The 22453-nt window shown below is 67.8% G+C and carries 20 protein-coding genes; 13 read left to right on the top strand and 7 right to left on the bottom strand.

Annotation, left to right across the window (positions count from 1 at the left end):
• Nucleotides 1-69 precede the first annotated feature (69 nt).
• Nucleotides 70-528: a MarR family winged helix-turn-helix transcriptional regulator gene (locus G8760_RS10435; RefSeq protein ID WP_166350590.1), complete on the top strand. Its 459-nt coding sequence runs from the start codon at nucleotides 70-72 to the stop codon at nucleotides 526-528.
• On the opposite strand, the gene add is transcribed toward G8760_RS10435, so the two are convergent.
• The gene (gene add, locus G8760_RS10430; RefSeq protein WP_166351137.1) at nucleotides 521-1525 is read right to left on the bottom strand and encodes an adenosine deaminase; all 1005 of its coding nucleotides are present in this window, start codon (nucleotides 1523-1525) and stop codon (nucleotides 521-523) included. The genes G8760_RS10435 and add overlap by 8 nt on opposite strands.
• A gap of 126 nt (nucleotides 1526-1651) precedes the next feature.
• Between add and G8760_RS10425 the strand changes: the two genes are divergently transcribed.
• From G8760_RS10425 to G8760_RS10405, 5 genes are all read left to right on the top strand, one after another.
• Nucleotides 1652-2659: a hydroxyacid dehydrogenase gene (locus tag G8760_RS10425; protein WP_166350588.1), complete on the top strand. Its 1008-nt coding sequence runs from the start codon at nucleotides 1652-1654 to the stop codon at nucleotides 2657-2659.
• 6 nt (nucleotides 2660-2665) lie between these two features.
• Nucleotides 2666-3958, top strand: coding sequence for an enolase C-terminal domain-like protein (locus G8760_RS10420; protein ID WP_166350586.1), 1293 nt, complete (start codon nucleotides 2666-2668; stop codon nucleotides 3956-3958).
• A gap of 21 nt (nucleotides 3959-3979) precedes the next feature.
• The gene (locus G8760_RS10415) at nucleotides 3980-5365 is read left to right on the top strand and encodes an aldehyde dehydrogenase family protein (protein ID WP_166350584.1); all 1386 of its coding nucleotides are present in this window, start codon (nucleotides 3980-3982) and stop codon (nucleotides 5363-5365) included.
• Between the two features lie 17 nt (nucleotides 5366-5382).
• Complete coding sequence (locus G8760_RS10410) at nucleotides 5383-6069, top strand: phosphotransferase family protein (RefSeq protein ID WP_166350582.1); 687 nt, start codon at nucleotides 5383-5385, stop codon at nucleotides 6067-6069.
• A 76-nt stretch (nucleotides 6070-6145) separates the two neighbouring features.
• Nucleotides 6146-6898 carry a maleylpyruvate isomerase family mycothiol-dependent enzyme gene (locus tag G8760_RS10405; RefSeq protein WP_166350580.1) on the top strand — a complete coding sequence of 251 codons (753 nt, stop codon included), beginning with the start codon at nucleotides 6146-6148 and terminating at the stop codon, nucleotides 6896-6898.
• A gap of 9 nt (nucleotides 6899-6907) precedes the next feature.
• On the opposite strand, the gene G8760_RS10400 is transcribed toward G8760_RS10405, so the two are convergent.
• Nucleotides 6908-7657, bottom strand: coding sequence for a helix-turn-helix domain-containing protein (locus tag G8760_RS10400; protein ID WP_207782217.1), 750 nt, complete (start codon nucleotides 7655-7657; stop codon nucleotides 6908-6910).
• Nucleotides 7658-7736: 79 nt separating this feature from the next.
• On the opposite strand from G8760_RS10400, the gene G8760_RS10395 reads away from it, so the two are divergent.
• Complete coding sequence (locus tag G8760_RS10395) at nucleotides 7737-8318, top strand: TIGR03086 family metal-binding protein (protein ID WP_166350576.1); 582 nt, start codon at nucleotides 7737-7739, stop codon at nucleotides 8316-8318.
• Between the two features lie 13 nt (nucleotides 8319-8331).
• Here the strand turns inward: G8760_RS10395 and G8760_RS10390 are convergent, their stop codons facing one another.
• Nucleotides 8332-9192, bottom strand: coding sequence for a helix-turn-helix domain-containing protein (locus G8760_RS10390; RefSeq protein ID WP_166350574.1), 861 nt, complete (start codon nucleotides 9190-9192; stop codon nucleotides 8332-8334).
• 126 nt (nucleotides 9193-9318) lie between these two features.
• Between G8760_RS10390 and G8760_RS10385 the strand changes: the two genes are divergently transcribed.
• On the top strand, nucleotides 9319-10077 hold the full coding sequence (locus G8760_RS10385; protein WP_166350572.1) for an SDR family NAD(P)-dependent oxidoreductase: 759 nt from the start codon (nucleotides 9319-9321) through the stop codon (nucleotides 10075-10077).
• 94 nt (nucleotides 10078-10171) lie between these two features.
• Entirely contained in the window at nucleotides 10172-10534 is a 363-nt protein-coding gene (locus G8760_RS10380; RefSeq protein WP_166350570.1) for a hypothetical protein, read from the top strand.
• On the opposite strand, the gene gap is transcribed toward G8760_RS10380, so the two are convergent.
• Together gap and G8760_RS10370 are read right to left on the bottom strand one after the other, a co-directional pair.
• On the bottom strand, nucleotides 10512-11504 hold the full coding sequence (gene gap, locus G8760_RS10375; protein ID WP_166350568.1) for a type I glyceraldehyde-3-phosphate dehydrogenase: 993 nt from the start codon (nucleotides 11502-11504) through the stop codon (nucleotides 10512-10514). The genes G8760_RS10380 and gap overlap by 23 nt on opposite strands.
• A gap of 62 nt (nucleotides 11505-11566) precedes the next feature.
• On the bottom strand, nucleotides 11567-12370 hold the full coding sequence (locus tag G8760_RS10370) for a ribosome hibernation promotion factor (protein ID WP_166350566.1): 804 nt from the start codon (nucleotides 12368-12370) through the stop codon (nucleotides 11567-11569).
• Nucleotides 12371-12523: 153 nt separating this feature from the next.
• Between G8760_RS10370 and G8760_RS10365 the strand changes: the two genes are divergently transcribed.
• On the top strand, nucleotides 12524-14143 hold the full coding sequence (locus G8760_RS10365) for a cation:proton antiporter domain-containing protein (RefSeq protein ID WP_166351135.1): 1620 nt from the start codon (nucleotides 12524-12526) through the stop codon (nucleotides 14141-14143).
• Nucleotides 14144-14200: 57 nt separating this feature from the next.
• Here G8760_RS10365 and G8760_RS10360 read toward each other — a convergent pair whose 3' ends face one another.
• A complete protein-coding gene (locus G8760_RS10360) occupies nucleotides 14201-16120 on the bottom strand; it encodes a glycoside hydrolase family 18 chitinase (protein WP_207782215.1) in 1920 nt (639 codons plus the stop codon).
• 220 nt (nucleotides 16121-16340) lie between these two features.
• Here G8760_RS10360 and G8760_RS10355 point away from each other — a divergent pair, with 220 nt between their 5' ends.
• On the top strand, nucleotides 16341-17276 hold the full coding sequence (locus tag G8760_RS10355; RefSeq protein WP_166350564.1) for a helix-turn-helix transcriptional regulator: 936 nt from the start codon (nucleotides 16341-16343) through the stop codon (nucleotides 17274-17276).
• The gene (locus G8760_RS10350) at nucleotides 17273-18259 is read left to right on the top strand and encodes a WYL domain-containing protein (protein ID WP_166350562.1); all 987 of its coding nucleotides are present in this window, start codon (nucleotides 17273-17275) and stop codon (nucleotides 18257-18259) included. The genes G8760_RS10355 and G8760_RS10350 overlap by 4 nt, the downstream gene beginning before the upstream one ends.
• A 25-nt stretch (nucleotides 18260-18284) precedes the next feature.
• Here the strand turns inward: G8760_RS10350 and G8760_RS10345 are convergent, their stop codons facing one another.
• Nucleotides 18285-19613 carry an HNH endonuclease gene (locus tag G8760_RS10345; RefSeq protein ID WP_166350560.1) on the bottom strand — a complete coding sequence of 443 codons (1329 nt, stop codon included), beginning with the start codon at nucleotides 19611-19613 and terminating at the stop codon, nucleotides 18285-18287.
• Between the two features lie 464 nt (nucleotides 19614-20077).
• Here G8760_RS10345 and G8760_RS10340 point away from each other — a divergent pair, with 464 nt between their 5' ends.
• Nucleotides 20078-22426, top strand: coding sequence for a M14 family metallopeptidase (locus G8760_RS10340; RefSeq protein WP_166350558.1), 2349 nt, complete (start codon nucleotides 20078-20080; stop codon nucleotides 22424-22426).
• The last annotated feature ends 27 nt before the right edge of the window (nucleotides 22427-22453 follow it).

Genomic DNA, 22453 nt, shown 5'->3' with positions numbered 1-22453 from the left:
GGTCGCGTTCACGATGTATCCCGTCACGTCGATGCAGGGGCATCTCAAGCGGAGGTCAACGGGGAGAACATGAGCAGTGCGGAGACCAGGACGCCGACCCGGCGGTTCAAGGTGCACGTGTGGCGTTCGCTGATGGAGGTCCACGCCGGTGTCCTGGCTGAACTCGAACGGGAACTCACCACCCTCCACGGACTCACTCTCAACGAGTTCGACACCCTCGTCAACATCCCGCGGGACGGCATCCGGCCGGGGGAGTTGGCGCACCGGGTGATCCTGAGCCAGAGCGCCGTCAGCCGCCTCGTGGACCGGCTGGAACGACGTGGCTACGTGGTGCGGGAGGAGGCCGCGGACGATTCGCGCGGGGTGATGGTGCGGGTCACGCCGGAGGGCCGGGCTGTGCTGCACCCGGCGATCCGCACCAACGCCACCGTCGTCGAACGAGCCTTCGCGGACTGGCTGACTCCGGACGAACTCGACGTGCTGGACGGCGCGTTCGCCCGAATCCTGGCGAGGCAGCTGGTCAGCTAGCGGCGGCCACCGCGTCGACCTCAGCGAGGTAGGCGGCACGGAGGTTCTCCGGTAGCCAGGAGACCTCGAAGGAGTTGCGGGCGAGCTGGACCACCTGGTCGCGGCTGAGGGCAGCCTCGTCCGCGAGCTGGCGGAGGTTCTCGTTGACGTAGGCGCCGAAATAGGCGGGGTCGTCGGAGTTGACGCAGATCTTCACCCCGGCATCGAGTAGTCCGACGATCTGATCGGTTTTCATGCTGCCGGTGACCCACCGGTTGGAGACCGGGCACGAGGTGAGTCCGAGGTCGCGCTTCAGGATGGCGGCGACCAGTTCGGGGTGTCCAAACGCGTTGGTGCCGTGATCGATCCGGTCGACCTGGATGTCGTCGAGCACCTGGCGGATGTGCTCGTGGATGTTCTCTTGATCGATGTCGCAGTGCATGGTCAGCAGGTATCCCTCCTGCCGGGCCCGGGCGAAGACCGCGGCGAACTTCGACGGAGGGTTGCCGCGCTCGTCGGAGTCGAGACCGACGCCGAGGATCCAGTGTTTGTACGGCAGGGATTCCATGAGGGTGCTCATGGCGTGTTCGGCGGTGAAATCACGCAGGAAGCACATGATCAGTTCGGCGTGGACACCGAGGTCGCGACCGGCGTCGACGACGGCGCGCCGGAGTCCGCCGATCACCGTGGAGAACGGCACGCCGCGGCTGGTGTGCGCCTGCGGATCGAAGAAGATCTCCACGTGCCGGACGTTGTCGGCCGCCGCCTGACGCAGGTAAGCCATGGTGAGGTCGTAGAAGTCGTCGACGGTGACCAGGACCCGCATCGAGTCGTAATACACGGTGAGGAAGGACGCCAGCGAGTCGAAGGTGTACGACGCCCGGACCTCGTCGACCGTGCGGTGTTCGAGTTCGATGCCGTTGCGTTGTGCCAGGGTGAACTTCAGCTCCGGCTCGAGGGTGCCCTCGATATGCAGGTGCAACTCGGCTTTGGGGAGCCGGGCGATGAGGTCGGCCATGGCGGCGTCGGTCACGTGATCTCCTCGGGTGTGGATGGCATCGTCAACGCTACAGGTTGGGTCCGGCGGGGCCGGCGATGCGTCTTGATACTGTGCAAGCGGTTGCAGATTCTTGGGAGGAAGCCAATGCCGCAGCGCCCGCAGATCTACGTGGCCATCCGTCGCGAGGAGTTCAACCTGCTCTTCGAGCCGTCGGTGGCCGCGGAACTGGCCACCCTCGGCGACGTCGAATTCGGCCCCGACGGCCATCGTGTGCCCGTTCCGGACGACGTCGCCAGCCGCGCCGACATCCTCGTCACGTCGTGGAGCACTCAGCCGTTCCCGCCGCAGACACTCAACGGTGACCGGCTACGCCTAACCGTCCACGCGGCCGGGTCGGTCCGTGGCCTATTCCCACGCGCGGCGATCGAGAACGGCCTCGTTCTGGCACAAGGGGGCGCCGCCGCCATGGCAGAGGCCGTCGCGGAGATGTCGGTGGCGTTGTCCCTAACGATCCTGCGCAACGTGCACACCCATGACCGCGGGATGCAAAACAGCCGAGACTGGGCCGCGGCGGGCAACGGGATACTCGGCGGGTCGGTAGCGGCGCAGCGGATCGGCATCGTGGGCCTGAGCCGGGTGGGTCGGCACTACGCCCGCCTGATGAAGGGGCTCGGCGCCAGCCGGCTAGCGGCCTACGACCCCTATGCGGTGGCGGATCCTGGTGATGACCTGGACATCCAGCTCGTCGACCTCGACGAACTCTTCGCCACCAGCGACGTCGTCTGTATCTGCGCACCGGCCACACCTGAGACCCGCGGCCTGGTCGGGGCCCGGCAGTTGGCTCGGCTGCCCGATGGGGCAGTGTTGATCAACGCCGCCCGCTCGGTGATCGTCGACGAGTCCGCTCTGGTGTCCGAGCTCGTGTCCGGGCGCATCCGCGCCGGCCTCGACGTGTTCGACGACGAGCCGCTGCCCGCGGAGAGCCCGTTGTTCGGCTTGCCGAACGTCGTGCTCACGCCGCACGTAGCAGGTGGCACCGTGCAGGCTCGGGCTGGGCAGGGCCGCACCGTCGTCGAGGAGATCGGCCGGTTCCTCCGAGAAGAACCGTTGCGCCATCAGGTGACCGCCGAGATCTACGACCGGCTGGGCTGAGCACCGATGCGAGACACCGACGTACGTGTCGTCGACGCCGCCGTCACCTTCCGCTGGGTCGAACTGGACCACCCCCTCACGATCAGCGGGCGGGACATCTCCGGGTTCACCGTGGCGGAGGTCGGGGTAGAGGTCGAGTCGCGGCGCGGGCGCAGAGGCCGTGGCCGCGGCAGCACGGTGCTGTCAGTGCCGTGGGCGTGGCCCGGAGCCGACGGTGATCCAGGTGATCGCGACGCGACACTGCGGGCGCTGACCGAGCGGCTGGCCGTCGCCAGCACCGAACATCGGCTGGGTGATCCGATCGAGCTGTGGCTCGATCTGGAAGGCGACCTGGGTGAGGTGCCACGGCTGGCCGGCCTGCTGGCCCTCGGCGCGGTGGACAGCGCGGTACACGACGCCTGGGCGCATGCGGCTGCCCGACCGGCGATGTCCATGTATGACGCCGAGTGCCTCGGGGTCGACCTCGGTGCGATCGCCAGCGACCTATCCGGCCGGTATCCGGGGGACTACCTCACCGGTGACACCCACGATCTGCCGGTCCAACACGTCGTCGGGGTGGACGATCCGTTGACCCCGGCCGAATGCGCCGATGGTCGGCGGTCGCTGCAGACGTGGCTGGCCCTGGAGGGAACGCGGCATCTGAAGGTCAAAGTGGCCGGCCAGGACCCGTCCGACGACGCCCGCCGGGTGGCCGACGTGTTCGAGGTGGCTCAGCGCCGCCACCACCTCGGTGGTCGGGTCCTCATCGCGGTCGACCCGAACGAGGGTTATCGTGACGTGGGCGAGCTCGACCAGTTCCTCGATTCGTTGGCACGGCTCTCGCCACGAGCGGCGGGCGCGCTGCATTACCTCGAACAGCCGGTACCGCGCGACGCCGACCCGGCGCCGGAGCTGATGCGTGGGCTCAGCGAACGTGTTCCCGTCCTTCTCGACGAGGGTTTCACCGACGTGGCGGATCTGGTGCACCTGGCCGAACGGGGCTGGTCCGGCGTCGTCGTCAAAGCAAGCAAGGGGCAGAGCCCGGCGATGCTGGCCTACGGGGTGATGAAGGCCCGCGGACTGTGGGTCACCGTGCAGGACCTGACCACGGTCGACCTGGCGTACGTGCACTCGGCCCGGTTGGTCAGCGGGTTGGACCTGACGTCGCGACACCTGGAGTACAACAGCCGCCAATACGTCCCGGGCGGCAACGTGCGGGTCGCCGGCCGATATCCGGCTCTGGCGACGGTCCGCGACGGCCAGGTCCGTTACCCACTGTCCGATAGTTCGGGGCTCTACCAGCTCGCGGACCCCGTCTGACGGCCATGGCAAGGTGGGTGGATGAACCCGCCCGAACCCGCCGCCGACGTCGTGGGGAGACTGAGGGAGTATTTCCACGCCGGGTATACCCGGCCCGTGCACTGGCGGCGGCAGCAGCTACGGTCGCTGGGCCGGATGCTGACCGAACGGTCACCCGCATTCGAGCGTGCGCTGGCCGCGGACCTCGCCAAATCTCCCACTGAAGCGCAGCTGACCGAGATCAGGGTAGTGGTCGCCGAAGCCAACCACCTCGCCCGCCGGCTCCAGAGGTACCTGCGCCCCCGACGGCACCGGTTACCACCCAGCCTCTGGCCGGCGCGGGGCTGGACGGTCCGCGAGCCACTGGGTGTGGTGTTGGTGATCGCGCCGTGGAACTACCCGGTCCAGCTCGCGCTCACCCCGCTGGCCGGGGCCCTGGCCAGCGGGAACGCCGTGGTCGTGAAGCCGAGTGAGCTCGCCCCGGCCACCAGTCAGGTGCTGGCCGAGTTGCTGCCGCGTTACCTGGATCACGAGGCCGTGGTGGTACTGGAAGGTGGCCCCGATCAGGCCACCAGCCTCCTGGAGCAGCGCTTCGACCACGTGTTCTTCACCGGGAGCGCGTACACCGGGCGGATCGTCGCCGAGGCTGCGGCCAGGCAGCTCACCCCGGTCACCTTGGAGCTGGGCGGGAAATCACCGGTGTGGGTGGACCACACGGTGGATCTACGCGCCGCCGCCGACCGGATCACCTGGGGCAAGTTCCTCAACGCCGGGCAGACGTGTGTCGCTCCGGACTACCTGCTCACCACTGATGCGGTCGCCGACGCGCTGATCCCAGCGTTGCGCGCGTCGATCACCCGGTTCTACGGCGACGACCCGGCGGCCAGCGGCGACTATGGGCGGATGCTCTCCGCGGACGCCGTTGACCGGCTGCACCGGATGCTGACCACGGCCGACGTCGTCATCGGGGGAGCGGTCGATCCCGCGGCACGATATCTGGCGCCCACCGTCGTCGACGGCGTCACGTCACACGACCCGCTCATGCGGGAGGAGATCTTCGGACCGGTGCTGCCCATCGTGCGGGTCCCCGACGCCGCGGCGGCCATCCGCATCGTGCGTTCCGGTGAGAAACCGCTGGCCGTGTACGTCTTCAGCGACGATCCTGCGGTACGCCGGGTGTTCGCACAGCAGACATCGTCGGGAGCACTCGGACTGAATGTTGGCGTCGCCCACCTGGCCGCGTCGGCCCTCCCGTTCGGCGGGGTCGGGCCAAGTGGTTGGGGCCGGTACCGTGGTGAACACTCGATCCAGACGTTCAGCCATGAACGTGCGGTACTGTCGAAATCGTTGTGGCCGGACACCATGCGCACCGTGTATCCGCCCCTCGGCCGGATGGCGCGGTTCGTCGCCCGCCGGGTCATCCGCTGACCGGGAGACAGGTGAGCATGGACGAGAACAAGGCGGCGGTCCCGCAGCTTCGGCATGGTTACACCAACGCCACCCGGCGCACGCGCCAGTACGTCGAGAAGAAGTATCTCGGCCCGGACGCGGATAAGCGCCGCCACGCTGAGTATGTGGCGTTGACCCGGCTGCGCTCGCACCTACCAGTCCCAGACGTTCTTGCCGGTCCAGATGGCGGGTTGCGCATCGGCTACGTGGCGGGCGTTCACGGCCAGGAGCTGCTGATCAGTGCAGATCCGCGGCAGGTCCTCGGGGCGTGTGGGAGCGTATTGGCCCGGCTGCATGCCCTGGATCCAGCCGCCCTGGGCTACCCGGCAGGCGAGCCAGGGCAGTGTGTGGTCCACGGCGACTTCGGACCGCAGAACATGTTGCTCGACCCCACCGGCACGGTGGTCGCGGCGGTGATCGACTGGGAATTCAGCCGAGTCGGCGATCCGGTGGACGATGTCAGTATGGCCGAGTGGATCGTCCGCACCCATCATCCCGACCTCGCCGGTCAGTTCGACGCGTTTTTCGCCGGATACGGCGCGACGCCGGAATGGCCGCTGCGGCATGCGGCCATGGTGGCGATGTGCCGTCGGATGCGGTTGTTCTGCGAGCAGTGGGGCGCCGACGCGGGCGTAGCTCAGTGGGACCGGCGGCTCGTCGCAACCGAACAGTTCATCGAATGACGGTCCGGCGAGCGTCGTACTACAGTGATCGAATCCGGGTGTGGACGCCTGGTGTTCGTGCTGAGGAGACCGGACTATGGCAGACGGATCCACCCCAGTTCTCGAGGCGCTACGCGCCGAGCAGGAAGCGTTGGGCGAGGTGCTGGCCGGGCTGACCGACGCTCAGTGGGAGCAACCGTCGTTATGCGCGGGCTGGAGCGTCGGTGACGTCGTGCTACACCTCGCGCAGACCGAGGAAGCGGTAGCCGCACTCGCCGCCGGAGAGACCGACCGGCTACCTGGACCGTTCGGCTCCGGCACCACCGACGACGCCATGGACCGGTGGGTGCGGGCCGAACGTGGCCAGCCCTGGGCCGCCGTACTCGATCGGTGGCGGACGGCCAGCGAGCAGGCCCGGCGGGTCTTGTTCACCGGTGATCCGGATCGCCGGATCCAGTGGGTGACCAACACGCTGAAGCCGGCCACCCTGGCCACCACCCGGCTGGCCGAACACTGGACACACGCACTGGACGTCACCGAACCGCTGGGTTTGCCGTATCCGGACACAGACCGGTTGCGCCATGTCGCGTGGCTCGCGCACCGGACACTTCCGTACGCGTATGCGCGGGCCGGGCGCGACGACGCGCCGCCGGCGCGGCTGGAGCTGACCTCTCCCGGCGGTGAACCGTGGCAGTTCGGGCCGGTGGACGCCGAGGTCTCCATCTCTGGACCGGCCGGGGTGTTCTGCCGGGTAGCGGCTCAGCGGTTGGCCGCCGACGACGCTAGCGCGCTTGATCAGCGTGGAGAGCGAGCCACCGAAGTCCTGAAGACGGTGCGCACTTACGCCTGAGGGCGTTCCTCAAGCTCCATAGCGTCCCGCGTACCAGGTAGGCGACTCGCCGAACATCCGTTTGAAGTCACGTACAAAATGGGCTTGGTCCGCGTAGCCGAGGTCGACGGCGAGTTCTGCCCAGTCGATCGTTGCTCCTGCCGCGAGCCGCTCGGTGACCTCGTGGAGCCGGTACCGACGGATCACCCATTTCGGGCCGATGCCGACGTATTCGGCGAACAACCTCTGGAGCTGGCGTACCGTCATGCCGCACCGGCGGGCTAGGCCGTCGACCCTGGTCAGCTCCCGGCGAGCGGCGATCATGGCGACGATGTCGGCCGCTTCGGCCGCTCTGGGGTCGGGTACAGGGGCACAATCGCGGAGAAACCGCTCAACCGTTTCGACGGTGGGCGGGTCGGGCAACGCGGGGTCGAACACCTCAGTGGCAGGTAATGAGCGGTCGGTGATGGTGGCAACCGCCGCGCCGAGGAACGGACGGAAACAACCCGGCCGGAAGGCCACACCGAACACCGCGCTCTGCCCGTCGAGCACCCTCATCTGGTGCCGGCTGGCCACCCCGTGAACGGCGGCGCCGGTGTCGCGGAAAGTCAGGTGGACGTTGGGGTAGGGCACGATCAGCTGCCGGTACGGTGCCTCGTAGTCCCAGCTCACCATCCAGTAACGCTCGACGTACGGCGCGAGGTCGGGTGACGGGTCGGCGAACGAGTGCTGCTGGAACGTCGTCCAGGCACCGGCCAGCTCGCGGGTATCCCTGCCCACGCCCAGAGTGTATGCGGGTGATCCGGCGGTGTCGCGTTTGTTCAATACGGCGGGCCGCGTCGCGTGGTTGCCTGTTGTCATGTCTGACAGCGAATTCATCACCTTAGCCGCCGGCTCAGTGTCGCCGATCGTCCGCGGAATCGACGAGAGCCAACTCACGGCTCCCACTCCCTGCACGGAGTACGACGTCCGAGCCCTGCTGAACCACCTGCTGTTCTGGGGGCCGTCGTTGGTTGGCGCGGGGCACAAGGACCCCGTCCCGCCACCGGCGGAGGACGAGGCCGACGTTGACCTCACCGGTGGCGACTGGGCCAAAGCCGTGGAGCGGAACCTGGAGGGCCTAGTTGGCGCGTGGTCCCGGCCGGAGGCATGGGAAGGAACCACCCGGATGGTCAGCCCGGACGGTGTGCCGGCCAGCATGATCGGCGGCATGGTGCTGAGCGAGCTGGTGGTGCACGGCTGGGACCTGGCCCGGGCCAGCGGGCAGGTGCCGGTGTGGAACGATGCACTGCTTAACCGCGTCTACGCCGAGCTCACCGAGATGGCCAGCATGGGGCGTGAGATGGGGGCGTACGGTCCCGAGGTGCCAGTCGCGGAGTCGGCTCCGACCCTCGACCGCATCGTGGCTCTCACCGGACGTGATCCCAGCTGGAAACCGTGACCTTGAGCGGCCCTTAAGCTTCCCGGACGGCCCGGAGCTCGCCGGGACGGATCCCGTTCAGCCGGTCGAGGGCGAGGGCCGTCGCGTCGTCGGCCGGCACATGGACGATCAGGCGTTGACCAGGGCTGCCGGAGATCTCCAGAGATTCGTAAGCGAGCCGCAGGTCACCGGCCTCGGGGTGCACCATCCGCTCGATCCCGGCGTACTGCGGGACAGCGGGTGGGGCGGTGAGCCGATCGGTGAAAGCCGAACCCGCGGCGAACTCGATGTCGGCGGACAACTCGGCAGCGGACGCATCAGGATGGGCGAACTCGGCCCGGGCGTGCGCGAAGTAGCCGTCGGCGACGTGCTCCCAGTCCGGATACGCCGCACGGGCCCGGGGATCGGTGAACACGTAGCGCACCAGATTGGGGATCTCGACGTCGAGGGTGCCCAGAGGCTGGGCCAGGCGTCGATAACCACTGGTATAGGCGAGGACGTCCCCGATCCGATTGACGACAACAGCCGCACCGGGCTCGAACCTGTCCAGCAGGGTGTACACGCTGGGGCGCACCGCGTAGTCCGGGGTCTCGGGACGGATACACAAGCCACCATCGCCGCTGCTGAACTTCGCCACCCAGCGTAGATGCAACCGCTGTTCGGGGTTGAGCTGCAAGGCGTCGGCCAGAGCCGCCAGCACCTGTCCGGACGGGTGTCGGTCGCGTCCTTGCTCGAGCCGGGTCAGGTACTCGACGCTGATCCCGGCCAGCATGGCCAACTCGGCGCGGCGCAACCCTGGTGTACGCCGGCGCCCTGTGGCGGGCAGGGCAACCTCCTGCGGCGACACCGACTCACGCAGCGAGCGGAGGAATGCGCCGAACTCGTTCTGGCTCACATCCTCACGCTACCCGCATCGCCACCCAGTCAGGCTGGCCCTGTCAGGGCTAGTCTCAGCGCGGCCTCCCTGCCGAGCGGGGTTGGCGGCACCGTGGGGTGCGGTCACACCTACGGAGGAGAAGACATGGAACTAGGACTGGACGGTCGAACCGTCATCGTCACCGGCGCATCCGGCGGGATCGGCCGCCACCTCGCGCGGCGGTTCGCCGCGGAGGGCGCACACGTTGTACTGACCTATCGGAGGTCCCCTCATGCCGCTGAGTTGGTGGCGAAGGAGGTGGGGGAGCGGGCCATGGTCACCGCCTACGACATGGCCGACCCCGACGCCCCGGCCGAACTGGTTCGACAGGCGGTGGATTGGACCGGCGGCGTCGACGTGCTGGTGAACAACGCGGTCTTCTGGGGAAACGACGGCCCGACGCCAGGACAGCCGTTCGAGGACACCCCGGACGCCGACTGGACGGCTACTCTGCGCACGAACATCGACGGGGCGGTGCGATTGACCCGCGCCGTGGCCCCCCTCATGCGGGCTAGCCGTTGGGGCCGGATGGTGCATATCTCGTCGGGTATCGCCACCGACGGCATGTCGGGCGCCGAGTACTACGGCACTGCCAAGGCCGCACTCCACGGTTTCAGTCGATCCGTGGCCCTCAACGTCGGCCAGGATGGCGACATCTTGTCCAACGTCGTTGCGTTCGGACTCACCCGCACCGAGACCAACGCCGACTTCATCACCGAAGAGATCAGCCAGCACTATGAGCCAACGGTGCCGATCGGCCGACTCCTCAGTGCCGCCGAGGTGGCGGCACCCGTGGTGTTCCTCGGTTCGGCCGCCAACACTGGCATCACCGGGCAGGTGATCGCGGTGGCCGGCGGCGCCTGACCAGGGCCGTACCGGCGGTTGGCGGCGCGCCCGTCCGATGGTCTACCGTGGCGGACCGAGCAGTGGATCGCGACGGGAGGAACGGGTGGCAGACATGAGGGCAGCGACACTCGGCGTCGGAGGAATCTTGACGCTCGCGGGAGTCGTGGCCTACGTCGCGTCGGACGCGGCCAGCGCGACCGCGCTGATCCCCAGCGTCGTCGGGGTGCTGATCCTGGTGTGCGGCTGGTTGGCCGCCAACGAATCGCGTCGGCGGCACGCTTTTCACGCCGCGATGGTGATCGCCCTGCTCGGTGCGCTCGGTTCGCTGATGAACGTCGCTCAGATCGGCGACCTCATCGACGGCACCGCCGACCGGCCCGCCGCCATCGTGGTCAGCCTGATCATGTTCGTCGTGCTGGTGGCGTACCTCGTCATTGGGATCCGCTCGTTCATCAACGCCCGACGTACTCGGTGAGGTCGAGCAACCGCTCGGTGTAGCCGAGTTCGTTGTCGTACCAGCCGAACACTTTCACGAGTTCACCGTTGGCCTGGGTGAGTCCGCCGTCGAGCACACACGATGCCGGATCTCCGACGATGTCCCGCGACACGATCGGCTTCGTGGTGAACCGCAGGATGCCGCTGAGTTCGCCGGTCGCGGCGGCCGCGAAGGCGGCGTTGATCTCCTCGACGGTGACCGGGCGGTCGAGCACGGCAGCCAGGTCGGTGATCGAGCCGTCTTCGACGGGTACCCTCAGCGCTGCCCCATCGATACGTCCGGCCAGTTCGGGGAGAACCAGCCCGACGGCGCGGGCCGCGCCGGTGGTGGTGGGGATGATGTTGACCGCCGCGGAACGGGCCCGGCGCAGGTCCTTGTGGGGCGAGTCCAGCACCACTTGGTCGTTCGTGTAGCCGTGGACGGTGGTCATGACGGCTTTGACCAGGCCGAAGTTGTCGTGCAGCACCTTCACCATCGGCGCGACGCAGTTCGTCGTGCAGGAAGCATTCGAGATCACGTCGTGCCGGGCCGGGTCATAGGTGTGGTGGTTGACCCCCATCACCACGGTCAGGTCCACGTCTTTGCCCGGCGCGGAGATCAGCACCTTGGACGCACCGGCGGTGAGATGCCGGCCAGCCTCCTCACGAGTGCGGAACCGCCCGCTGGCTTCGATCACCACGTCGGCGCCGAGCCGCTTCCATTCGATATCGCGCGGGTCGCGGTGCGCGCTCACCGGGATGCTCTCACCGTCGATGAGGATGTCATCGGGGCCGTGTTCGACGTCGTTGTCGAGCCGCCCATACGTGGAGTCGTGTTCCAGCAGGTGCGCCAGGGTGGCGACGGGTGCGATGTCGTTGATGCCGACCACGGTGATATCGCGGTCGAGTGCGGCCCTGAGGTAACTGCGGCCGATCCGGCCGAACCCGTTGATCCCTACGCGGATGGTCATGGTGTTTCTCCTGTTGCTCGTCGTCGGTTGTGCTTCGTCGGCTGTTCGTCGTTGGATTGATGTCATCGAGCGGGTGTGATGAGCCCGTAGTGGCCGTCGTACCTGCGATAGACGACCCGGCCGCGGCCTACCGCGTCGTCGGCATAGAAAACGAAGAGTTGACGGGTGAGGTCCAAGCGATGGCGCGCTTCGTCGTCGGACAGGACTGGGGCCGGGTGCGGACTCAGGGTTAGTGCCGCGGGGAGGACGGGTTGGGCGGCGTCACCGGCGTCGCCGGGGTCGACGTAGGCCAGCCGGTAGCCGGTGGCTCCAGCCCGGTACACGATGCCGTCCTGACCGGTGTCGGCGTCGGTGAACAGGTAGAAGTCGTAGTCCATCTGGTCCATGTCGAGTGCGGCGTCGGCCGGTGTGATCCGGGCCGGGGCGTAGGTCTTGTGGGTGATGACCCGCCGCTCGCCGACCGGCCGCGGATAATATGGCGGCCGGTTCGTGGGGGTGGCTTGGTGGCGCCACTCGCCCGTCCCGCCGCGCGGCGTACCGCCCCGCCGCGCCTCCCAGTGCCGGGCCATCCGCGCCAACCCGCGTCGTAGCCGGTCTTCGACGAGGTCGATAGCTGCGAACGGGGTGTCCGCCGACACCTGCGCACGAAGCAGGCGGCCGTTGACATCGAGGTTGACTTGGACGGTCACGGACCGGCCCTGGCGGGGGTCGACACCACTGAAGCGGATCCGTGCGTGCAGGATCGGCTCGCTGGCATACCGGGTCAGCGCGGAGATCTTGTGACAGGCTCGGTCGCGGGCGGCGGCCGGCACCGCCGGGTCCGCGGAGATGTTGATCTCTGGAACGAGGGATAGCCCTGTGGTCATCGGGTGGTCTCCAGCGTCGGGGGGGTTGTTGGTTCCACCCTTTCCCGGCTGGCGGTCGCCTCATTAGGGGCGAAGGTCCCCACCGGGAGGGCCGGTCGGGCTTGGTCGGCGCGCCACCGGCTCCAGCTGCGGATCCCTGATAATTTGTCTGTGGTGGATCTGGAGCCATTTCCGCTGGTGGCCGCCGTTCTGGCGATCGCCGCCCTTGCCGCGTTGATCGCTACCCGACTGCGTCAGCCGCTGATCGTCGCCTTCATCGGCGTTGGCATCCTCGTCGGCCCGGCCGGTCTGGGGTGGGTGGAAGCCGACGGCACGATCGAGCTGCTGGCCGGGATGGGGATCGCCATCCTGCTGTTCCTGGTGGGCCTGCGGCTGGATCTCCATCTCATCCGGACCACCGGGCCGATCGCCTTGGCCACCGGTTTGGGGCAAGTGGCCTTCACGTCGATCGTGGGCTACGCGATCGCCATCGCGTTCGGCATGGACCGCGTGACCGCGTTTTACGTGGCGATCGCCCTGACGTTCTCGTCGACCATCATCATCGTGAAGCTGCTGTCGGACAAACGGGAGTTGGAGACCCTGCACGGCCGGATCGCCGTGGGCTTCCTGATCGTGCAGGACATCGTGGTGGTCCTGGTGATGATCGCGTTGACCGCGTTCGGCCAGGAGACCGGCGACAACGTCGCACTCGACGTCATCGGCGTCATCGCCAAGGGGGCTGGGCTGCTGATTGGCATCGGCCTATTGATGCGCTACGTGCTGCCGCGCCTGTTGTCACACATCGCGCGGTCGCAGGAACTCCTGGTGCTGTTCGGGGTCGCCTACGCGGTGTCGGTGGCGGCGTTCAGCGAATGGATGGGGTTCAGCTCGGAGGTGGGGGCCTTCCTCGCTGGGGTCTCGCTGGCCACGACGCCCTACCGGGACGCGCTGGGCGCGCGCCTGGTCAGCATCCGAGACTTCCTGTTGCTCTTCTTCTTCCTGGAACTCGGAGCCAAGCTCGAATTCGTCGACGCTGGCCGGCAGCTTTCCGAAGCGATGGTGTTCTCACTGTTCGTGCTGATCGGAAACCCGTTGATCGTCATCCTGATCATGGGCGTCATGCGTTACCCGGTACGGGTCGGCTTCCTCGCCGGCCTGACCGTGGCGCAGATCTCCGAGTTCTCGTTGATCCTTGCCGCACTCGGGCTTTCGCTGGGCCACATCACCGGTGCGACGGTCAGCCTGATCACCGTCGTCGGCTTGATCACCATCGGTGGTTCCACCTATCTGATCCTGTACTCCCATCAGATCTATGCCCGGATCGGCCGGTGGTTGCAGGTCTTCGACCGCTCGTCGGGCCGCCGACCCGACCCGGATGAGGCCGACGTCGAGGCCGATGTGATCCTGTACGGCCTAGGCCGGTTCGGGGGGCACCTCGTGCGCCGGTTGGTCGATGCCGGCTACCGGGTGCTCGCCGTCGACTTCGACCCGCGGAAAGCCACGGCGCAGTTGCCCGGCGTGACGACGGTGTTCGGCAGCGCCGAAGACGTCCACTTTCTCGAGTCGCTGCCGCTGGCGCGGGCTCGGTGTGTCATCAGCACGGTACCGACGCCGGAGATCAGCCGTGCCCTCCTGGACGGGCTGCGCCAACACGGCTACGAGGGTCGGATCGTGCTCACCGCCCACAATCGCCACGACATGCAGGCGCTGAGCGACATCGGTGCGGACGCCGTGCTGAATCCGTTCGAGTTGGCCGGCGCGGACGCCGTCAACGCGTTGGAGAACCTCTGGTGATCATTGGCTTTTGACTACCGGATCCGGTAGTCAAAAGCCAATGATCATGGGGTGGGGTTACTGGTGGAGGCCGGCGTGGAGGGCCTTGGTCAGGGTGGCGTTGGCGTCGTCGCCATCCAGCGACCACATCATGACTCCACCGAGGCCGTTGTCCTTCACGTAACTGGTCTTCTGAGTGAGCAGGACCGGATCGTCGTAGGTCCACCACTCGTTGCCGTCGTAGAGCCAGTAGGCACCCGTGCTCTCGTCCCGGAACCGTGGCCCGGGCTTGTTGACGAGCACCTTGTAGTCCTCGATGCCCGGATCCCAGGTACCTGGCGCGGGGCCCGTGGCCGTCTGGAACAGGCCGTTGGTGCCGCCGTTGGGTACCCCGGTCCAGCCCCGGCCGTAGTAGGGCACACCCACGACGAGTTTGTCCGCCGGCGCACCTCCGCTGAGGTAGGCCTGGATGGCGGTGTCGACGCTGAACTGGACGGGAGAGGGGTCGCCCGGGGTGTCGTAAATGTTGGATTGGTGGTTGGCGGTCATCTCCCAGGCGCCGTGGAAGTCATACCCCTGGACCGTGGCGAAATCGAAGTAGTCGAAGATCTTGTCGACCTCGAACCCGGCGTCGATCTTGCGCGGATCGGCCGGCAGGAACGCCGTGAGGTCGTAGGTGCGGCCGGTCTCCACCTCTAGTGCGTCCATCTGGGTGCGGAACTCCGCTAGCAAGGCGGTGAAGTTCTCCTTGTCCTCTTCCCGGATGATGTTGCCGTCGTCACCTTCGGAGCCGGGCCATTCCCAGTCGAGGTCGATGCCGTCGAAAACGCCGAACGCCGAGCCGGGGCCACCCGGTGGCTCTCCGCCCTGGATCGGGAGATCGCCACGCAGGTACAGGTCGATGCAGGACTTGACGAACCGTTCCCGGTTCTGTGGGAGCGCGGCGTTGGAGAAGTACGTGGACCAGGTCCACCCGCCGAGAGAGATGTAGACCTTCAGGTCCGGGTACATCTCCTTGAGCTTGCGGATCTGGTTGAAGTTGCCCTTCAGCTCTTGGTTCCAGACGTCGCCGACCCCGTCGACGCTCTCACTGGCGGAGAAGCCGCGCTGGTAGTCGGCCCAGGCGTCACCGACGCCGGTCTGGTTGACGATGAAGCACTCCGAGTTGGAGGACACGTTGCCGAACGCGTAGTTGATGTGGGTCAGACGTTCGGCCGCGCCGCTGGTGTGCAAGTCACGGATCATGAAGTTGCGGCCATAGATGCCCCACTGGGTGAAGTACCCGACGATACGGTCGTCTCCGGGTCCGGTGCTGGGAGGCAGGGTGGTGGCGGTGACCGGAGCGGTTTGATCGGAGGTCCCGGCGGCGTTGCGTGCGGCGACGGTGAACGAGTAGGTGGTCTCAGGGGTCAACCCCCCAACGGTCGCCTGGGTGGCCGTGGTGGTGCTGCGCTGGGAGCCGTCGACGTAGACGAGATAGTCGGTGGCGCCGGGGGAGGCGTCCCACGACAGCGTCGCGGCGGTGGCGGTGACGCCGGTGACGGTGAGCCCGCCCGGCGGGTCGGGTGGGTCTTCGGGTTCGGTCTCGCCGTCACACGGCTGACCGTTGATGGTGCAGCCGGTGGGATCGGACCAGGTACCCGAGTAGGCACCCTCGAACCCGATGGTCACCGACGCTCCGGGGGCGATCCGGCCGTTCCACGACTCGTTGGTGACCACATGGCGTTGGCCGCTGGCCTGGTGTCGGCCGTTCCAGACGCTGCCGACCGTCTGGTTGGAGCCCATGGTGAATTCAAGGGTCCAGCCGTCGGCGGCGGTCGAACCGTCGTTGGTGATCCGGTACTGGGCGACGTAGCCGGAACCCCAGTCGGAGGTCTTGGTGAACGTGGCGGACAGTTGCTCGGACGCCCAGCTATGTCCTGCCGACAGCAGCGCTGCCGGAAGCACGAGAGCCAGGCAGACGGCGAGCAAGCGGGGTAATCGTCGACGGCGGGGCACGATGCACCTCCTATAGATAAGAAACCTTCCTATTAAAGTCGCAGAGTAAGAGCGCATCGAGATGTCGTCGATCATCCGTTTGACCGATTGTCAAGATCGGAAAGATCGTGTATGACTGCGCGGAATTCGAGCTCGTATGGTTCCGTCACACCCGGAACACCGTTAGTGTCTCAGGCGAACACGCGACCAACAGCCGGGGAGCGCGGAGGGGGCGGAGCCGGTGGCGGGTGGACGTGACCAGATCGGACCGTTGGAGCGGCTGATCCGCATCCTGGTGACCCTGGACGAGGCCGAGCCACGAGGGCTGTCCACCGAGGACCTCATCGAGATCGCCGGGTACGGATCCACCAAAGACCCACACCGGCAACTGAACCGCGACGTCACCGAGCTGCGCAAGGTCGGCTGGGACATCCGCAACACCACCGAACGAGGGGTTGCGGGCCGGTACCGCCTGCATGCCCGAGACACCCGCCTGCGGGTCGACCTCGCCCCCCGACACCAGGTCCAGCTGGTGCGGGCCGCCTTGGCCGCCGGCGCCACCAACTTCGTGGACAAACTCGGTGACGACCTCTTCGATGCGGAACCGGCCGCCGACGCCGCGCTGGTCCGCACCAGTGAGCCACACCGGCCCGGCCACGATGCCCTGGACAAAGCCGCCTACGCCACCGAGCGCCGTTGCCTGATCGGTTTCCGGTACAAACACCGATGGCGGGAAGTACACCCGCACCTCATCCATCCGGGAGCGTCGGGTTGGTATCTCGTCGGACATGAGGACGCGGACCCCACCATCAAGCGGTTCGTCACCGACCGGATGGCCGACGTCGTCGTCGATCAGCCCGGCACGGCCACCGTTCCGGATGACCTGGTGTACGAGGAGCTGAACCCCATCACCTGGACGGTCGACCCGCCGATCGAGGTCGTCGTCGAAACCGCCCCCGAACACCGCCAGCAGGTCGAGATGATGCTGGGTAGCCCGCTGCGGTGCGACGACGTGGCCGGCAGCGTCCGGCTGACCATCGATGTGACCCACCGCGCGGCGTTCCGGGCCCGCCTGTACGAGCTGGGCACCCGGGTCCGAGTGGTCGGCCCGGATGAGGTCCGGGCCGAGATCATCGCCGAACTCGAACGCTTCACCACCCAGCAGGAGCTGACGTGACCGGCCCACCGGTCTACGTCCGCCGATTCGATCGGGTCACCCGAGCCCTGCACGTGCTGTCGATGCACGCCAACGGACTGCCGCTGGTTCAGTTAGCGCTCTCCCTGGACACCGATCCCGACGCGCTGCGCGAAGAACTACGGGTCTACTACGCCGCCGACATGCCGCTGCGGTACTACCCACGGATCAGTCGACCGTCCACCATCCGCTTCCACGATGCCGACGGGATCGACGCCCCGCCGGACGAGGCCGAATACGTCTCGGCCATCCCGCATTCCACCGCGGAAGTGGGGGCCGACTACGTCACGGTGGACGAACTCGCCCGGGTCTACCGGGCCGGTCAGGACCTGCTCGCCGTCGAGCCGGACAACGGCGATCTCGACGATGCGCTCGACTCGCTGATGGCTACCGCGCTGCAGGGTATCGGCACCAGGCGGAGCACGTGGCTGGCCGAACTCGTGGCCACGGTTGGGCAGGCACTGCGGAGCAACCGTAAAGTCCGCGTCAGGTATGCCCGCGCCTGGCAACCCGGCATCCGCGAGCACGTGATCTGGCCGTACCGGCTCACCAAGACCCGCCGCGGCTGGGAGCTCGACGCCGGCCTCGACGACGACCGCACGGGTACGTTCCTTCTGTCGGGGCTGCGGGACGTGCTGGTGCTCGAAGAGACGTTTCGACGCCCGGTCGACGTCGACGAGCGGATCACGGCCAACCGGCGGGTCGTCGTGGTGGACATCGCGGTCCCGCAGGATGCGCGGTGGGTGGTGGAGCGGTTCGCCGAATCGGTCGAGGTCGTCAACGAGACCGACGACGAGATCCGGATGCGGGCCCATCTGCTGGAGCCGGTCCGCGAGCGGCTGGCGCTGCTCCAGGTAGTCGCCGGGCCGAGCACATTCGTCTACACGCCCACACCTTTACGCGATGTCGGGACCGCGCTGGCGCACCGCCTGTTGGAGCACCACCGCAACAGCGACGGCGGCTGAACCTCGTTCGGTCAGGGCTACGCTTCTAGGCGGCGCGGGGTTGGGCGCCGACCCGGTGCCCTGGAGCAGGCGGGGGGTGTGAGGTGTATCGGTGTCCGGTGGGTGTGGTGGTTTCCACGGTGTGCCGGTACGGGTCGACGAGCCGGATGGTCCATCCGGGCTGTTGTTTGACGTAATTACCACGGGCGCAGGTTCCTCGCCCGTTGGCCGGGGTGGTGGGCCCGCTGTGGGTGTAGGGGTGGATGTGGTCGAAGTGCCGGATGGGTGCGTCGCAGTAGGGGTCGCGGCAGGTGCCGCCGTCGCGGTAGGTGAGCAGCCGGGCGAGGGTGCCGTCGAACCGGCGCCGTTTAGGGTCACAATCGACCACGACCCCGGTGGCCGGGTCGGTGAACAACCGTCGTAGGAAGACCCGGGCCCGCCGCTCGTCGTCGCCATCCTCGGCGCGGCGGGTGATGTCTCGGGCGGTGTCGGCGGGGATGGGTCCGGACCCGAGCAGATCGGCCGCCGCACCATCACCGCCGAGCAGCGAGGTGTCGGTCATGACCAGCCCGATCTCGGCGGATACCGCGTCGGCGGTGGCCTGCCCGGTGAGCCGTTCGACGAGGGTGTCGGCCATGACCTGAGCCCGCGTGCGGGAATCACCACCGGCAGCGATCACCGCGTCGGCGTGGCGACGCAACGCGGCGTAGGCGGCGACCCCTTGTTCGCAGGGCAGCAGTGCGGAGAACACGGTCATCGTGTCCGGCGCCGGGCGCACCCCGACCCGGCGGTCTTTGCGCGCTCGGGAAGCCCGGGTGACCGCGGCGGCCGGATCGGCTTCGATGGCGTAGCGCCGGGCCAACCGTTGAACCCGCTGCGGCCCGATCCCGGTGATCTCACCGGCTAGGCAGGCATCAACCTGACGCCGCTGCTCCGGGGCGAGATGGGAGGTCTCATTCACCACGAACGTCGCAGCGAACTCAGAGATCTCACCGGTGCGTAGCAGGGCGAAGGTACCCGGGAGGTGACAGGCCAACGCCCGGGCCCGGCCCAGCTGACGCGCTGCGGCCGAGGGTGAGGTCCTGGTGGCCAGCCCGATCTGTTCCGGCACCCCACGGGTGGCGTGCCGCTCAGCAAATCCCATCCCACGCCGGGCCGCCCGCTGAGACTCGGCGAAGCGCACCATCACCTCGTACTGCGCTGCCGCGGCGGCGGCTTTCAACCGCTCCAACCCAGCCAACACATCGATACGGGCGGCGTCGTCTTCAACGATGGTGGACAGTTCGGCCAGCCGGGACACCATCACCGCGACCTCACCAGCCACCGTGTCCCGGTCTTCCACTGCCGTGGGACCACCCATCGCCTGCTCGTTCATGTGTTCGACTTTATCGCCACAACAAGCGGTGACACAAGCGGTCACGTCAGGTAGGTCTAACTTCGTTGTCTTCGTGTTCGACGCCCGCGGCCTCGCTCACGGCACGCCGCGAGACCACCCACCAGTCAGCCGAACAAGCCGACAGAGGCTTAGCGCCAAGCTAAGAGGTCCCGCGATTAGGGCACCGGCTAGGGGTGGGGTCGGGCACCTGGATAGCGAGGCGGAAGGAGGCGGAAGAAGGAAGCGCGCTGGGTTTGTGCGTCGACTGATGAGCAACGTTGGTAATGCCGATCAGCTGACATGCCCGGGCACGCGAGCCCCGCCGACTTCCAAACTCGCGCGGGTTCTAAATGCTCAAAACCTCAGAATCTGCTCAATACCGGTTCACCGAGGTAGCCAGGACTGGTTGCGTGGTCCCACGCTTCTGCCCCCCAGCGGCATAGACGCCGCGATGAGGAGGTTCGATGAGCACGACCAGCATGACGAGCGCCGCGGGTCCGCCCGCGAGTGCCCGGCTCCACAGGGGCCGGCTCAGGCGGGCCGGTGCACTCGGCGTATCCGCTGCCATGGTCGGCGCCCTCTTGATGGGCGCGGGTACCGTGGCGTCGTCGGCGCAGCCCCAGCAGGCCGGCACGCCGGCTATAGAGCTGACCGCACCCACCAGCACCGATCCGGCCACCATCGACGCCGGCGACGTCGTCGACGTGTCCTTTACCGGCAACCGCGCCTGGCCGTTCGTCGTCGACTACCGGGCCACCCCGGGTGGTGACTGGGAAACCTTCGACGCCGACAGCGGCTCCGGCACCGCGGAACTCGGCGACAATACAGTCGAGGTGAGCGTTCCCGGCACCGCCGAACCGGGGGAGTACGACGTCCGGCTGCGGCTGTTCACCCCGGGGTCGAACCCCGACCGGCACCGCCCCCGGGACGAACACATCGAGACCGCCGCGTTGGTCGTCGCCGACGACGGCACCCGGCATTTCACCGACTTTTCCGGCGACGACGCCGGCGCCCCACCTGAAGGATGGTCCGCCCAGTGGCGGGACAGTTCGTGGACGGTGTTGCACGATCCGTCCCGGCTGCGTCACGAGGTGGACGAGGCCGGCGGTCGGCGCGCTCTGACCTGGGACGTGCCCGGCGCCGACGGCTGGATCGACGGAGACGTCGAGGTCAGCACCGTGGTCCAGCTGCCCGATGGGTTCACCGCCACCCGGTTCCAGCTGCCGATCCACGTCACGGGGGAGGCCGGCAGCGAAAGCGGGTACTACCTCGACGGCCGGTCCGGAAGCATCAGACTCAACCGCTACACGAACGGCTCGTTCACCAACCTGGCCGAGGCGGACCTGCCGTACACCATCGGGGTCGGCGCGTGGTACCACGTCGTGCTGCAACGCGAGGGTGACAACCTCCGGGCCAAGATCTGGCCGAACGGTATGGCCGAGCCGGAGGAATGGCTGGTCGAGGCGTCCGACTCCGCACACCACGCCGGCCGGGTGGGTGTGGCGCACCTGACCGCCGAGTCGGTCAACGACTGGGCGTGGTACGGCGTCGGCACCAGCGGCTCCAGCGCACCACGCGCACCCGCCGACCTGTTCCCGCTCCCGGATCCCGACCCACTGCTGACCGGGTTCGAAGAGCGGGCCGGAAGCCAGTGGACCGGCCATGATGAGGAGCTCGAATTCCTGGCCGCCGTCGACGCCGCCTCGGAGCGGATGACCTACGACGTCGTTGGGGAAACGGTGGAGGGCCGCCCGATCCACCTGGTTCGGCTCGGGCACCCGGCGCCGCCGGCTGACGCGGAGATCGCCGACGGAGCCAGCGTGCTGATCATCGGCACCCAGCACGGGAACGAGCCGGCGCCACGGGAGATGGCCCTGCAGATGCTGCGCGACCTCGCCCTCACCGACGACCCCGAGCTGATCGCCCAGCTCGAAGAGACCACCGTCCTGGTCATCCCGACGGCCAACCCGGACGGCCGGGAGGCGAACATCCGCCGGAACGCCGACGACGTCGACACCAACCGGGACCATCTGCACGTGACGACCCCGGAGGCCCAGGCGATGGCCAGGGTGCTGCGGGACTTCACGCCACACATCACCGTCGACGCACACGAGCGTCCCGGCGGCCGCAACCCGGACATGGAACTCCTCTGGCCACGTAACCTCAACGTTCACGAACCCGTACGTGAGCTGGCCAAGGAGATGGTGGAGGACTTCGTCTGGCCGGACACCGAAGACGCCGGGTACACCGTCGGCCTCTACGGCCCCAATCCTGGGTCGCCGGGTGACGAGAACGAGATGATCGGCCGCAACGTCATCGGCCTGCGGCACGGGCTGGGCATGCTGACCGAGACCGCCGGTCAAGATCCACACCTGGCTCGGGTGGACGCACAGATGGCGACGATGCACGGTGTCCTGCGGTTCCAGCGGGAGAGTGCGGAGGAGGTCGCGGCGGCGGTGACGGCGGCGCCGCTACACAAGGAGCAGGTCGGCGCCGACCAGTCCGAGCCGTTCTACCTGTTCGGAGCCGACAACGATCCGCCGGGAGATGGCGACGTGATGGACCCACCGCCTTGCGGTTACGTGATCACCGCCGCGCAGGCGGAGCTGATCGCCGGCCCGGTGGAGCTGTTCCCGCTCGTCACCGAGCAGGTGGGCGAGGACAGCGTGTTCGTCACTATGGCTCAGCCGCTGATGACGGTAGTGCCGTTGCTGCTCGACGGTGCCGCACGAGCCAACCTGGTGGACGGGGTCGCGCTGTACGATCCCGCCGAGTGCGCCAACCCCGCGTCGGTGACTCCGCCAGCGGAATAGCCGGACGCGGTGCGGTCCGGTCCCGGC

Origin of the sequence: Phytoactinopolyspora limicola, assembly GCF_011320225.1 — a bacterium.
GTDB classification, from domain to species: Bacteria; Actinomycetota; Actinomycetes; order Jiangellales; family Jiangellaceae; genus Phytoactinopolyspora; species Phytoactinopolyspora limicola.
Note: the sequence above shows the minus strand (reverse complement) of the source record. Positions and strands in the feature narration are given on the sequence as shown.